We start from the raw sequence: 13,472 nt of genomic DNA, 5'->3' as shown, positions 1-13,472 counted from the left end.
CGCGTCAAAATATAAAGTATTGATTTAACATAGAAAATCTTTGAAAAACCGCGGTCCGTGAAAGATTTCGTGGAAAAATTGCTCTATCATTGATCGACCGTTCTGAATTTTTCATGCCTCCCGGCGCCTGTCGTGCGTCAACTGCTCTATTGTTAAAATCCGCATATTGCCCTATAAGTTGCCCCACTATGAGGCAATATGATGGGCAAAATTATGTCTGACACATCTTTTCTCAGTGAAACCGCTGGCCAATCCGGCTTCGTCGCGGCGGATCAGTTAAGCGACATGCTGCATATCACCCGCGCTGAGCTTGCCGTTGCGGTGGGCCTTTCGCGCGATGCTGTCACGAAGACCGCCCGCGTCAGTACCCATGCCACCCAGGCACGGCTGCGGGATATTGTTGAAATCCTGAACCGCGTGCGGCCTTGGGCTGGCTCGCCGCAGCAGGCGTTCGCCTGGTATCGCTCGCAGCCCCTCCCCTCCTTTGGTGATCAAACCGCCGAGTCTCTGGTCAAGGAAGGCCGGGCCGAGGCGGTGAAGCGTTATCTGGACCGGATTACCGTTGGCGGTTACGCTTGAGGTTTCGCGGCACGGTTTTCCGCGCCCATAATCCGCGTTGGGCTTTTTCTCCCCTTTCCGGAGATGGTGCCGCCCGCTACGGTGGCCGTTTTAACCCCGCCGGCCTACCCGCACTCTATACGTCTCTGCGAATGGAAACCGCCTGGCTCGAAGCCCAGCAGGGCTTTGCCTTTAAGGTCCAGCCGCTGACAATCTGCGCGTATGAGATTGATTGCGACGACGTTGCCGACCTGACCGACCAGGAAACGCTGGCGGGCTTTGGGCTCACCCCGGCGGCGCTTTCCTGCGCCTGGGAAGATATCGCTTCGCGCGGCAAAACTCCACCAAGCTGGGCGCTGGCAAAGCAGCTTATCGCCCAGGGGAGCGCCGCCATTATCGTCCCCAGCTTCGCCCCTGGCGCGATTGAGCGGGACCGTAACCTCGTCTTTTATAAATGGTCCGACACGCTACCCCACCAGGTCCGGGTTATCGACGATGAAATGCGCCTACCGAAAAACCCGGCATCATGGATGTGATGATCCCTCCGGCGCATCCCGGTTGAACAAAAACTCCTGAAACCCAACAAACGCCCCGCGGATGCCGGGCGCGGCCCCCAGCTCGGCCGTGGCGTCGGCCAGGGTCTGGTAGCGTAGCTCCAGCAGCCGGGCGAGTTTGTCCTGGTCCAGCTCCTCCACGCCTTGGGCCACGTACTGGCCCATCACGAAATCCAGGAACGCCTGGAGCTTGGCGTCGTACCGGGGGAGGATTTCCCCCCGGTGTTTCTCCACGCGCTCGGCGCGGGTGATGGGCGGCAGCGCGAAGGCGATGTAGGCCAGAATGTCGAACACGTCGCTCTTCTGGGCGTCGATGACCTTGCCCATCTCGGCCAACTGCTCGCCCCCAAAGCCCCGTTCGGCCAGCGTGTTCAGCAGCGCCTTGCGGGTATCCGGGCGGCCCCAGATGGCCCGCAGCTCCTCTTCGTCCTTGAACAGTTCCGGCAACTGCCCAAACAGGCTCTCCATGAACTGTTTGGCGGAAATCGGCTTGCCATCCGGCCCCCAGAAGCTGGTGGTGCTGATATGCTGGATGGTCCGCTCCTTGCCATCCGCCAGCTTGATCTTCACGCGCTGAGTCTGCTCAGGCTCGTCGGATTGCCTGGCTTTCACCTCTGGCTCCCCGGGCGCCGTAAGGTTGCGTGGCGTGACCGCAACGGGCTCCATCGGATCGCCGTCCCATTCGGGGTCTTCGAACATCTCATAGGCCTTCACGAAATCCAGGATGGTGAAATAGTCCTTGCCCTCATACAGCCGCGTCCCGCGCCCGATGATCTGTTTGAACTCGATCATCGAATTCACCGGCCGCATCAGCACGATGTTGCGCACATTCCGCGCATCCACGCCGGTTGAGAGTTTCTGGCTGGTGGTGAGGATGGTGGGGATGGTCTTCTCGTTATCCTGGAACGTCCGCAGAAACTGCTCACCCAGCGCGCCATCATTGGCCGTTACGCGCACGCAGTAATTCGGGTCCTTGCTGGCCTTTATCTGGTTGATGAGGTCGCGCACCGCCGCCGCATGGTCCTGCGTGGCGCAAAACACCAGGGTCTTCTGGCGCTGGTCGATCTCGTCCATGAAGGTACGGACGCGGTATTTCTCGCGCTCGGCAATCTCGATGATCCGGTTGAAATCTCCCTCAGTGTAGCGTTTGCCCTCCACCACGGCGCCGTCCACCACCTCATCATCGGGCGTGTACACGTAATCATCCAGAGTGGTGGCGAATTGCCGCACCTTGAAGGGTGTCAGGAAGCCGTCATTGATGCCTTCCTTCAGCGAGTAGGTGTAAACCGGCTCGCCGAAATAGGCGTAGGTGTCCACGTTGTCCTTCCGTTTGGGCGTGGCTGTGAGGCCGAGCTGCACGGCGGGGGCAAAATGCTCCAGAATCCCGCGCCATGTCCCCTCATCATTCGCGCCACCCCGGTGGCATTCGTCGATGATGATAAAATCGAAGAAATCCGGCGGATATTCGCCAAAGTTCGGCGCAGAATTTCCCTCGGCATCCCGGCCGCTCATAAACGTCTGGAAGATGGTGAAGAAGATGCTGCCATTCTTCGGCACGCGGCCGCGCTTGCGGATGGCATCCGGGGCGATGCGGACCAGCGCGTCCTCGGGGAAGGCCGAGAAGGCGTTATAGGCCTGGTCTGCCAGAATGTTGCGGTCCGCCAAAAACAATATGCGCGGGCGGCGGGTGGGCTCGCGGCCGATATTCCAGCGGCTCTGAAACAGCTTCCAGGCGAGCTGAAAGGCGATAAACGTCTTGCCGGTGCCGGTGGCCAAGGTGAGCAGGATTCTGTTCCGGCCATTGGCGATGGCCTCCAGCGTGTTCTCCACCGCGTTGTGCTGGTAATAGCGGGCCTGCCAAGTGCCGCTCTTGTCCTCAAACGGGATGGTGGCGAAGCGATCCCGCCAGGCGTTTTGTTCGGCGAAGGCGCGGCCCCAGAGTTCGTCCGGCGTAGGGTAGCGGGGCACGTAGCCTTCCGCCCCGGTGTGCATGTCTATCTCGTATATGCCCGCGCCATTGGTGGAGTAGGCAAAGCGGGCCTGGAGTTTTTCGGCGTATTTTTTGGCCTGCCCTACGCCCTCGGTGTCCGGCTTGTCGCGCCGCTTGGCCTCTATCACCGCCAGCTTGTGGTTGCGGTAGGTGAGGACGTAATCGGCAATGTCCTTGGCTGAGCGTTTGCCTGCCCCTTGCAGGCGGCCCAGCGTTATCTCCTCCCGGCGCACCCGGCTGGCTTCCACCACGCCCCAGCCTGCCTGTTTTAACGCGGGGTCGATCAGCTCAGCGCGAGTTTCCGCCTCGTTCATGCAGCTTCCTCTTGCAGGGCCTCTTCGCGCAGTGCGGTGAGTTCACCGGAGAAGGCTTTTTGGAGGATGGCTTGTTTGAGCTCTGCCAAATATGCACGCTTACGAGAGTAAACCTCCATGAGGTCGGATAAGCCCCTGGACAGCCTTTCGTAAGTCGCAACGATCGCAGCTTGTTCTTTCACGCATGGCAAAAGGACAGGCAAATCCTTGATGATCCCCATATTGAGACCAGCCATAATCGCCCCCGAAGCACGCTCTTCCAGGTAGTTCTTCGCCACCGGATGATGCAAGAAATACAGCTTCAAGAACTCGGGCAAACACCGTGATTGATCCACCGAAATGCAGCATAAGTGCTTGCTGTTGATTGCGAGTGGAATATCATCAGGGACGACGGCACACCTTCCACAAGTCCCCATGATGGAGATGAGAACATCGCCCGGAAAAACCCTGTACCGTGTAAGTTCCTTGAACTTGTCCGGCGTAATATAGCGCCGTTTATCCCAACGGAATTTGTTTTGAACGACGTTATCAATACCCAGAACAGCGATGCCCTCATCAACAAACTCACCGTGCAGCAGCTGGCTTCCAAACGGTCCCGTTCGGACAGAATTTTTTCTGTTCTCGGCGACCTGGGCAACAGTCGTCTCTTGGTGTTGCCCTTGTGAGATGCGGCCTAATTGCTCTTCAATAGCAACATCAACCAGGGACCGGGCGTTGGCGAGGTTCTTCTCGGCGTTGGCGGTTGCGGCTGCGATGCCCGCAAAGGCCTCATCGAGAATGGCGACAATGCGCTTCTGCTCGGCGATAGAGGGAACAAGAAGCTCGAAATTCATTACTTCGTTCATGTTGGCGCGGGGCATTCGAGCCCCCGTGCACGTCCCGTCGATCAAATCGACGGTTTGCTGCATAGACAGCCAATAAAAGAGGAACTGTCGGTCTAGCTGCTTACTTGGTCGAATTGGAAAAATCTCAGTCGAACAGTGGCCAGTAAATTCCGGGGCGATTAGCTTGTTGAGATACGGGCGCAGGCGCCCATAGAGCAAATGCTCAGGGGTAAATCTAAAACTGGTACTTTGCACGGTCTTAGGCTCAAAATTACCAAGATAGCGACCCGTTGAGCTTTCGATATCTTCCAACCCAACATACGGGAGCGGACTACCGTCATAAGCCTGTTTTTCAACCGCACACACGTCGGCCAGTTTCATTTTTCTCCAGGTACTATTCAAATTAGCCCCCGGATGCCTTCAAGGATTTCCGCGCTCTTAGCGTCCAGGCGCAAAATCTCCGCAATGATGTGTTGCGGGTCGCGCAGCGCCACCTCCTCGGCCTGGTTGGGGTTCTTTACGGACAGATCAAAGCTGGCCGGGTCGATGCTGGCGGCATCCACACCCCAAGATTTCTCGGACTCCGCAAAGCTGGCCTGGAGGAGTACAAATTCGGCCAGATCGGCATCATTCAGCGCGCTGGTCTTACCCATGCTGCGGCCAGGGTCGAGCTGGTAATACCAAACCCGCCGCGTGGGCGCGCCTTTCTCGAAGAACAGCACCACCGTTTTTACGCCAGCACCCTGGAAGGTGCCGCCGGGGCAGTCCAGCACCGTGTGCAGGTTGCAGTTTTCCAGCAGCTCCTGGCGCAGGGCGCGGGAGGCGTTGTCAGAGTTGGAGAGGAAGGTGTTCTTGATGACGATGGCGGCCCTTCCCCCGGCCTTCAGCGATTTTATAAAATGCTGGAGGAACAGGAAGGCGGTTTCCCCGGTTTTGATGGGGAAATTCTGCTGCACCTCCGGCCGCTCCTTGCCGCCAAAAGGCGGGTTGGCGAGGATGACATCAAAACGGTCCTTATCCTGAATGTCGGCGATGTTCTCGGCCAGGGTGTTGGTGTGGATGACGTTGGGCGCCTCGATGCCATGCAGGATCATGTTCATGATGGCGATGACATAGGCGAGGCTCTTCTTCTCCTTGGCGTAGAAGGTGCGCTTTTGCAGCGTGTCGCGCTCAGCCGTGGTTTTTGCCCGCGCGTTCAAATACTCAAACGCCTCGCACAAAAACCCGGCAGACCCGGCCGCGCCGTCATAAATGCGCTCGCCGATTTGGGGCTTCACAACCTGGATCATGGCGCGGATGAGCGGGCGCGGGGTGTAATACTCGCCCCCGTTGCGGCCCGCATTGCCCATGTTCTTGATCTTGGCTTCGTACAGGTGGGACAGCTCGTGTTTTTCCGCCTGGGAGCGGAAATGCAGCCCGTCGATCAGCTCCAGCGCGTCCCGGAGCGAATAACCGCTCTGGAATTTGCTGCGGATTTCGGAAAAAATTTCGCCGATTTTGTACTCGATGGTGTCCGGCCCGGCGGCGCGGGCCTTGAAGCCTTGGAGGTAGGGGAAGAGGTCGCGGTTCACGTAGTCGATGAGGTCTGAGCCGGTGAGGGCGCGGTCATGGTCGAAGCCGCCATCCGGCTTTTTGGGCGCGGCCCAGGAGGCCCAGTTGTGCGGCGTGTCGATAATGCGCGTGTAGCCTTGGCCGTGCAGCTCCGCCTCGGTGGCGCGGGTGAACTCCAGGTCGTCCAGGTATTTTAAAAACAGCATCCAGGAGGTCTGCTCGGTATAGTCCAGCTCGGTCGTGCAACCGGCCTCCTTCCACAGCACATCGTCGATGTTCTTGAAAATCTGCTCGAAGCTGGTGGCGCCGTTGCCGTTGGAGGCGCGGGAAGCTGGCTTGGCGGCGGGCTTGGGCTGCGCCACGGGCGCCGGGGCTTCCTCTTCCTCGGCGGCAAACTCCGCCAGGGCCACAGAGCCACCCCGGCCCCGGCCTTTAACAATACGCCCGTCCTCGATCAGCGCCGCCTGCACCCGCGCATAGGTGGCGTCCTGCCAGCCCAGCTCAGCTTGAAGCCTGCCATTGCCAGCACTGCCGCCAAGTTCTGCCAGAACCTCCAAAAACCGCTCTTCCCGTGCCTGCCCTGCCATCCCGTCCTCCGATTCGCGGTTTACGCCGCCGATGGGGAGTTTGCGTGACGGGGGGCGCGATGACAACCCAAAGGGGCAGACGGGATGGGCCGGGGCTCCGCTCTCTCGCATGCGCTAGCATTCCTTGGTCTGTTGTAGAAGCATAACCCGCTACCACAACAGGCCTACGAGATTAGAGGCTAGGGTTGAGCATAGGGATGGGTATAGGGATGAGGATAGGATTAAGCGTGGGAAAGAGCCCAGGATTGAGCTCGGGATTGGGCTGAGGATTGAGCCTAGCCAGAAGTCAATCTTCCGAATCGGAAGTTGATATTTTCCTCGACTTTGGAGGATATTCAACCGCGAGATCGATTTTATGAGTGGCAATGATGTCGTTAAGGCGTGTTCCCTCCGATGACGAAATTGAAGCCCTGGCCGCGAGTTTCCGGGCAATATGGGTGCCGGGTGATGTAATCCGCCCCTGGCTTCGGCAACACGCCGAAATGCTGCTGGCACTTGTACGGGAAGGATGGTCATGGGCGGCAATCGCCCGCGCGCTTACGCGGGCTGGCATTACCTACCGGACCGGCAGGGCATGGACCGCAGATGGGCTGCAAAGTGAAGCCTACCGCGCCAGAAAGCCACTACGAGGGTATGCACGTAAAAGCACCCAGCCTGCTGAGACGGGCCAGCCGCGCAGTGCCGATGGGACCCCGCCCGCCCCTGCCGCCGGAGTTATCCCCCCACAGGCCGCCCCGGCTGAACCCAGGTTCAAATCCGTCTCATTCCGGCCGATTGAACCGCCGCGCCCGCAAACCGACGCTGAGCGGGAGATCATTGAGCGCAATCGCCGCATGCTATTCGGCCCGGCTGGCGGCAAGGAATAGATCGTGATCCGTTGAGTTGACGCTCCGGCGCGGGGGCCACGCGCCATGGGGATAAGCCTTAGCTCTGCAGCTTCAGGTTGACGTGAGCCAACTCCAAAGGCCATGTTGCCCGCAGGAGATCATTCCACGCATGGCCTATACGATTGAAGCAACCATCGTTCCGAAAACCGGCTTCGCGGCTCATCAAAACATGGTTCCGCTGCTCCGGGAGCTTCGGCTAACAAGCGGCGCCGAAGACATCGCCAATGATCTCACGCTGACCCTAACGGCTGACCCCCCGTTCCTGTCCGCCCGCACATGGCGCATAGATCGGATGACCGCGGACAGCAGGCTGAATATCAGCGACCGTAACATCACCCTCAACGCAACATTTCTGGGCGATCTCACTGAAGCCCTAAGCGGCGAAGTCCGTCTGCATCTGACGTGTAATGACGAAACCCTAGCCGACTTGCGCCAACCGGTTGAGTTGCTCGCCCGCTCGGAATGGGGCGGCGCAGCCATGCCCGAACTCCTCCCCGCATTTGTCATGCCCAATGATCCCGCCGTTGATCGGGTCCTCAAGGCGGCATCGGACGCGCTACGTCGCGCCGGCAGCCCAGACGGCATTGACGGTTATCAAGCCAAATCAAAAAAACGCGTCTGGGAACTGGCGAGCGCCATCTGGACCGCAATATGCGGGTTTCGCCTTTCGTATGCCGTTCCCCCTGCCAGCTTCGAGCAGCACGGGCAGCGCATCCGCCCCCCCGGTACAATTCTCGATGGCCAGGTCGGCACCTGTCTTGATACTGCCGTGCTCTTCGCAGCGGCGTTAGAACAAGCCGGTCTGAACCCCTTGATCGTGCTGCTCAAAGGGCACGCGTTTGCTGGCGTGTGGTTGCAGCCCGTCGAATTCCCAAGCCTGCTCATGGACGAAGCCGCCGCTCTGCGCCGCTGCATTGATGTTCAAGATCTCTTGATCTTTGAGACTACCCTCGCCACCGATGCCTCGCCGCCCGCATTCAGCGCCGCCGTTAAAAACGCGGAACGGCAGATCGCGGAAGATGTCGAGGCTAATTTCATCATGGCCATCGATATTCGCCGTGCGCGGATGCAGAAAATTCGCCCGCTCAGCCAAACGCTGCAGGAAGCTGTGCGCGATACTTCCGCCCCATCTGTCTCTGAAGCGCTCGAAGCGGCGCCTAACCTTCCCGATTTTGATATCGAAATCACCGCCGCTATCAGCAGCCCGGCAGACCGTCTCAAGCATTGGCAGCGCAAACTCCTCAATCTGACCGCCAGCAATCGACTGCTTAATCTGCCCGACCGCAGCAAGGCGATCCGCCTCATCTGCCCTAATCCCGCCAGTCTCGAAGACCAGCTTGCCCGCGGCGACAAAATTCGCATCGTCGCACTTCCTGATCTCGCTGTGGCCGGACGCGATGAGGCGCTCTACCAGGACCAAACTCACGAAAACCTCCGCGAGGTTTACGCTAACGAAGCCCTGTTGAAAGGAGAGGTTCTCGCTCAATTGCCGCGAGAAAAGCTCGATTCCGAACTGATTGAACTCTACCGCGCCACCAAAACCGACATTGAGGAAGGCGGCTCGAATACACTTTTCCTGGCCCTTGGTTTTCTGAAATGGAAACGAAAGCCGGAGGATATAAAATCTTACCGGGCGCCTTTGGTTCTGCTCCCCATGCAGTTGGAGCGTAAAAGCGCAAATTCCGGCGTGGTGATGAGCCAACATGAAGACGAGCCGCGCTTCAACATGACGTTACTTGAGATGCTTCGGGAAGACTTCGAGCTCACCATACCCGAGTTGGAAGGCGAGTTGCCCAAGGATGATAATGGAATTGATATAGCCGCCGTCTGGCGCACTTTGCGGCGCGCGGTACGCGATATCCCTGGCCTCGAAGTCACCGAGGACACGGTTCTCGGCAGCTTCACTTTCTCCAAATATCTGATGTGGAAGGATTTGGTCGATCGCGCCGATCTGCTGCGCCAAAATCCGGTTGTCGCACATCTTCTCGAACGCAATGCGTGCGGTCTCGCCAATCAAAGTGAAATGGTGCGGCCCGAACAGCTCGACACCATGATCGACCCGGCGGCTCTATTTACCCCCCTGCCCGCCGATAGCTCCCAGCTCGCCGCGGTTGTCGCCTCCGCGCAGGGGCAAAATTTTGTGCTCGACGGCCCGCCAGGCACCGGAAAATCGCAAACTATCGCCAATATGATCGCCCATAATCTGGCGCTGGGACGTCGCGTCCTGTTTGTGGCTGAAAAAATGGCGGCGCTTGACGTCGTGCACCGCCGCTTGAGCGAAAAGGGGCTTGGTGAATTCTGTCTCGAACTGCATTCCAACAAAGCGAACAAGGCGGACGTTCTCAAACAGCTCGATCGCGCGTGGACAACCCGCGACCATCTCAGCACCGAAGCCTGGGCCCAGGAAGCGGCCGATGCGAAGCGCCTGCGCGACAACCTTAACGATATCGTCGCCCTGCTTCATCGCCAGCACCCTAACGGCCTCACGCTACATTGGGCGATTGGCCGCGTCGTGCATGACGCAAAGCCCGACGATCCCCGCCTGATGTTTGCGCCAAATATCATCCACACGGCGGGGGATATCACGTTGTTGCGTGACATTGCTCGCCGCCTCGGCCTCGCCCGCCGTGAGGTTACCGACCTCCCCGGAGCATTCGCCCATATCCAGCAAACGGATTGGTCCAACCGGTGGCAAGAACAACTCGCCTCCTTAGCGCACACAATCCTCCCGCTGCTAGATGCCGCCGAACAAGCCGAAGCCGCCTTATGCCAAGCATCTCGCCTGATCCTGCCCACTCAGGTACTTCACCCTTTAATCGGTCAAATCCTGGCCTGTCACGGCCACGACCTGCGCGCCGCATTCGCGCCCGATTTTCTGGAAAAACAAAAGGCGCTTGTTCAGGCACAGGACATCCTGGGGCGGTATCACGCCGCCATGGCCCAACTCGCGCAGCCTTGCACGGCGGACGCCCTTCGTCGCCTCGATCTCGTCGCGCTGCAACAAGCCTGGCAGACGGCCAGCAGCAAATTCCTCTTCCTCGCCGGCATCGCCCAAAAGAAATTCGCCAAACAGCTCGCGAACCAACTTGGCGTCATTCAACCCGTTGATTTCTCCAAAGCCGCACCGAGCCTTGCTGCGTTGCAAACCTGTTTGACCGAACTGGACCAGCTCACGCCTCATCTTGCGCAGCTTCCGGGATGGAGCGGCCCGACCTCTAATGCAACACAGCTCAACCAATGGCTCGCGCGCTGCACGGACTTACGCGCCGCCATCACGACGGCCGCCATCGATCCCGAACATCTCATCTCGCTCCGCCGCACCGTGGCAGACTGGGTAATCGATGCCAACGAGCTGCTCTCCCCAGGCGGCAACCTCAGCCAAAAGCTTCAACAGAGCATCGCCGCAGACATCGCCCTGCAAACACCCGTCCGTGACTTTGTCGCCCTTGTTGCCAACCACGCCGATCCCGGCATCATCCCCGTGCGCGATCTGGCAAACCTGATCATCCAGTACCAACCCCGCTTGAAGGCCTGGACCGACTGGTGCCGTGTACGAGCTGAAGCGGAAGTAAACGGGCTCACCCCGCTGTTGTTGGCAATAGCAGACATGCCCGAAACTGGACCGGCGCTTGCTGCGCGGGTTCTTGATATGTTTGAAACAATTTATGCTCGCTGGTTCGCGAGTCAGACGATTGACGCTGAACCCCGCCTGCGCGCTTTTACGTCAAGCATACACATGGACGACATCGGCGCCTTCCGCGCCCTCGATGACAAACTGGCCCAACTCGCCGTTCGCCGCATCCGCGCTGGCATATGCAGCCAGATTCCGGATAAAGAATCCAAATCAAGCACCGGCGGTTATGGTGTCCTGCGACACCAATTACAATTGCAACGCCGCCACAAACCTATTCGCCAGCTCGCCAGCGAGATGGGGGAAGCCTTCACGCGCCTTGCGCCGTGCATGATGATGAGTCCGCTTTCCATCGCCCAATATCTGCCTCCGGATCAGGCGCTGTTCGATCTGATTATTTTCGATGAAGCCTCACAAATCGCGCCGTGGGATGCTATCGGTGCCATGGCCCGTGGCGCCCAAGTCATTATCGCGGGCGACCCCCGCCAAATGCCGCCAACTAATTTTTTTGGTCGCAGCCCGGGCGATTCTGAAGACAGTGAGCAGGACATGGAGAGTATTCTCGACGAATGCCTCGCGGCAGGGATCCCGCAAACGAGCCTCACCTGGCACTATCGTAGCCGCCACGAAAGCCTTATCGCCTTCTCCAACCACAAATACTACGATAATATCCTTGTTACTTTCCCCGCCGCCACCACACGCCCCAGCGCGGTCGAATGGCATAGGGTTGATGGCATCTACGCGCGCGGCTCAGGTCGGACCAATACCCGTGAGGCGCAAGCGATCGTTGATGCGGCCATTCGCCTCCTCACAGATCCTGCCTTTATTGCCGCACAAAAATCGCTTGGTATCATCACACTCAATGCCGACCAACAGCGGCTGGTCGAAGACCTGCTTGATCAAGCACGCCGCAATACCCCAGCCATTGAGCCGCATTTCAGCCCGGATCGCAGCGAACCTGTCGTCGTCAAAAACCTGGAAACAGTGCAGGGCGACGAACGTGACATTATCTTCCTGGGCATCGGCTTTGGTCCCACTGAAGCAGGCGCCCCAACCATGGCGATGAATTTCGGCCCGCTGAACAGCCAGGGGGGCTGGCGCAGACTCAACGTCGCCCTCACGCGTGCCCGTCAGGAAATGCACATCTTCACGTCATTCGATCCGAATATGATCGATCTTAACCGCACCAACGCGCGCGCTGTCCGTGACCTTAAACACTTCATTGAATTCGCCGATCGCGGCCCTCGCGCGCTCAGCGAAGCCGTACTCGGATCGGTCGGCGGCCACGATTCGCCCTTCGAAGCCGCGGTGTCACAGGAACTAACCCGGCGCGGCTGGTGCGTCGTGCCCCAAATTGGTGTTTCCCGATTCCGTATCGATCTTGGTATCGTGCACCCTGATCGTCCTGGTGATTATTTGCTGGGTGTTGAATGTGACGGAGCCACCTACCACAGTGCCGCGACCGCTCGAGACCGCGACAAAGTGCGTGCGGCGATCCTTGACTCACTCGGTTGGACTCTTCTGCGAATCTGGTCAACCGACTGGTGGATCGACAAGCACAGGGCCGCTGAAAAGCTGCATCAAGCCATCAGCGAAGTATTGGAAAATCAACGCCGGCAGAAGACGGAAGAATTGGCCCAGGCGGCTGCACAGGCTTCCATCGCGCCAACACCGGAAATTGTTGTACCCTCCCAGGTACGCCAATTTGCCGAAGCACAATCGCCCTTTCGTGGCGCACCGGCAGCGGGACACTATCGCCTCGCCGATTTCACAACCCATGCTGAGTCCATCGATGCCACGGCATTCTATGATGCTGCATACGATGTCGTCCTACGAGGATTGATCCAACACGTGATCTCGCTTGAGGCGCCGATCTCCGAAACTCAGTTGGTCCAACGCATCGCCCGTGCCCATGGATTTCAGCGCTCCGGCCGCCTCATTCATGAACGCGTCATGGGAATAGTTGGGCAACACCATCACGTCGTCCTGGAGGAAGAAGCGACAAACTTCGTCTGGCCGGACAAAGATGCGCCCAACCTCTGGCAGCATTACCGCACACCGGCCTCCGATGACGATGTGAGATCGATCGAGGATGTTCCCGGCCCTGAACTACTTGCCGCGCTCCGGGCCAGCGAGGCCGAGGACAAGGCCGTCGAAGTCGCTCGGATGTTTGGGATTAAACGCTTATCAAACACCACACGGCAGCGAATCGAGGGGTTCATGCAAAAAATATGACCCAACAAACCAACCTCCAGCAAAACGGCCAGAGCACTTGAGATTCGCATACGCCGCAGGTTCCCAAAGCGGGGAAGATGCAAAAATGCCGTTCAGCAAAGAACGGGCCGTTCGGCCCAAAAGCGGCGGGGGCAAGCCCCGCCGCTTAATCAAAAAACGAGGGGGGTGATTTTCCAAAGCACCCGCAGAATTTTCTTAACCTGCCGATCTCTGAATGCTATATGGTGCGGGCGGTCGGAATCGAACCGACACTCTGTCACCAGAACCGGATTTTGAATCCGGCGCGTCTACCAGTTCCACCACGCCCGCGACACGACTTCCTATAGCGATGCCTGAAGGCG

Annotated in this window: 6 protein-coding genes and 1 tRNA gene; 3 read left to right on the top strand and 4 right to left on the bottom strand. The window is 58.8% G+C overall.

Annotated features, from left to right (window positions below):
• Positions 1-213 precede the first annotated feature (213 nt).
• On the top strand, positions 214-579 hold the full coding sequence (locus tag LI953_RS00385; protein WP_227073988.1) for an antitoxin Xre/MbcA/ParS toxin-binding domain-containing protein: 366 nt from the start codon (positions 214-216) through the stop codon (positions 577-579).
• Positions 576-1,094 carry an RES family NAD+ phosphorylase gene (locus tag LI953_RS00380; protein ID WP_227073987.1) on the top strand — a complete coding sequence of 173 codons (519 nt, stop codon included), beginning with the start codon at positions 576-578 and terminating at the stop codon, positions 1,092-1,094. The genes LI953_RS00385 and LI953_RS00380 overlap by 4 nt, the downstream gene beginning before the upstream one ends.
• Here LI953_RS00380 and hsdR read toward each other — a convergent pair.
• From hsdR to LI953_RS00365, 3 genes are read right to left on the bottom strand one after another with little or no spacing between them, the layout of a single operon-like run.
• Positions 1,083-3,416, bottom strand: a complete 2,334-nt coding sequence (hsdR, locus tag LI953_RS00375; RefSeq protein ID WP_227073986.1) for an EcoAI/FtnUII family type I restriction enzme subunit R — start codon at positions 3,414-3,416, stop codon at positions 1,083-1,085. The two genes, LI953_RS00380 and hsdR, sit on opposite strands and share 12 nt — an antisense overlap.
• Positions 3,413-4,621 (bottom strand): restriction endonuclease subunit S, encoded by a 1,209-nt coding sequence (locus LI953_RS00370; RefSeq protein ID WP_227073985.1) that lies wholly within the window; start codon positions 4,619-4,621, stop codon positions 3,413-3,415. The genes hsdR and LI953_RS00370 overlap by 4 nt, the downstream gene beginning before the upstream one ends.
• A gap of 17 nt (positions 4,622-4,638) precedes the next feature.
• Positions 4,639-6,348, bottom strand: a complete 1,710-nt coding sequence (locus LI953_RS00365; RefSeq protein WP_227073984.1) for an N-6 DNA methylase — start codon at positions 6,346-6,348, stop codon at positions 4,639-4,641.
• A 1,026-nt stretch (positions 6,349-7,374) separates the two neighbouring features.
• On the opposite strand from LI953_RS00365, the gene LI953_RS00360 reads away from it, so the two are divergent.
• The gene (locus LI953_RS00360) at positions 7,375-13,131 is read left to right on the top strand and encodes a DUF3320 domain-containing protein (RefSeq protein WP_227073983.1); all 5,757 of its coding nucleotides are present in this window, start codon (positions 7,375-7,377) and stop codon (positions 13,129-13,131) included.
• A 222-nt stretch (positions 13,132-13,353) separates the two neighbouring features.
• Here the strand turns inward: LI953_RS00360 and LI953_RS00355 are convergent.
• Positions 13,354-13,440 (bottom strand) — tRNA-Leu (locus tag LI953_RS00355).
• Positions 13,441-13,472: the final 32 nt, after the last annotated feature.

The sequence above is a fragment of the Acidocella sp. KAb 2-4 genome (assembly GCF_020567705.1).
Taxonomy (GTDB): domain Bacteria; phylum Pseudomonadota; class Alphaproteobacteria; order Acetobacterales; family Acetobacteraceae; genus Acidocella.
Note: the sequence above shows the minus strand (reverse complement) of the source record. Positions and strands in the feature narration are given on the sequence as shown.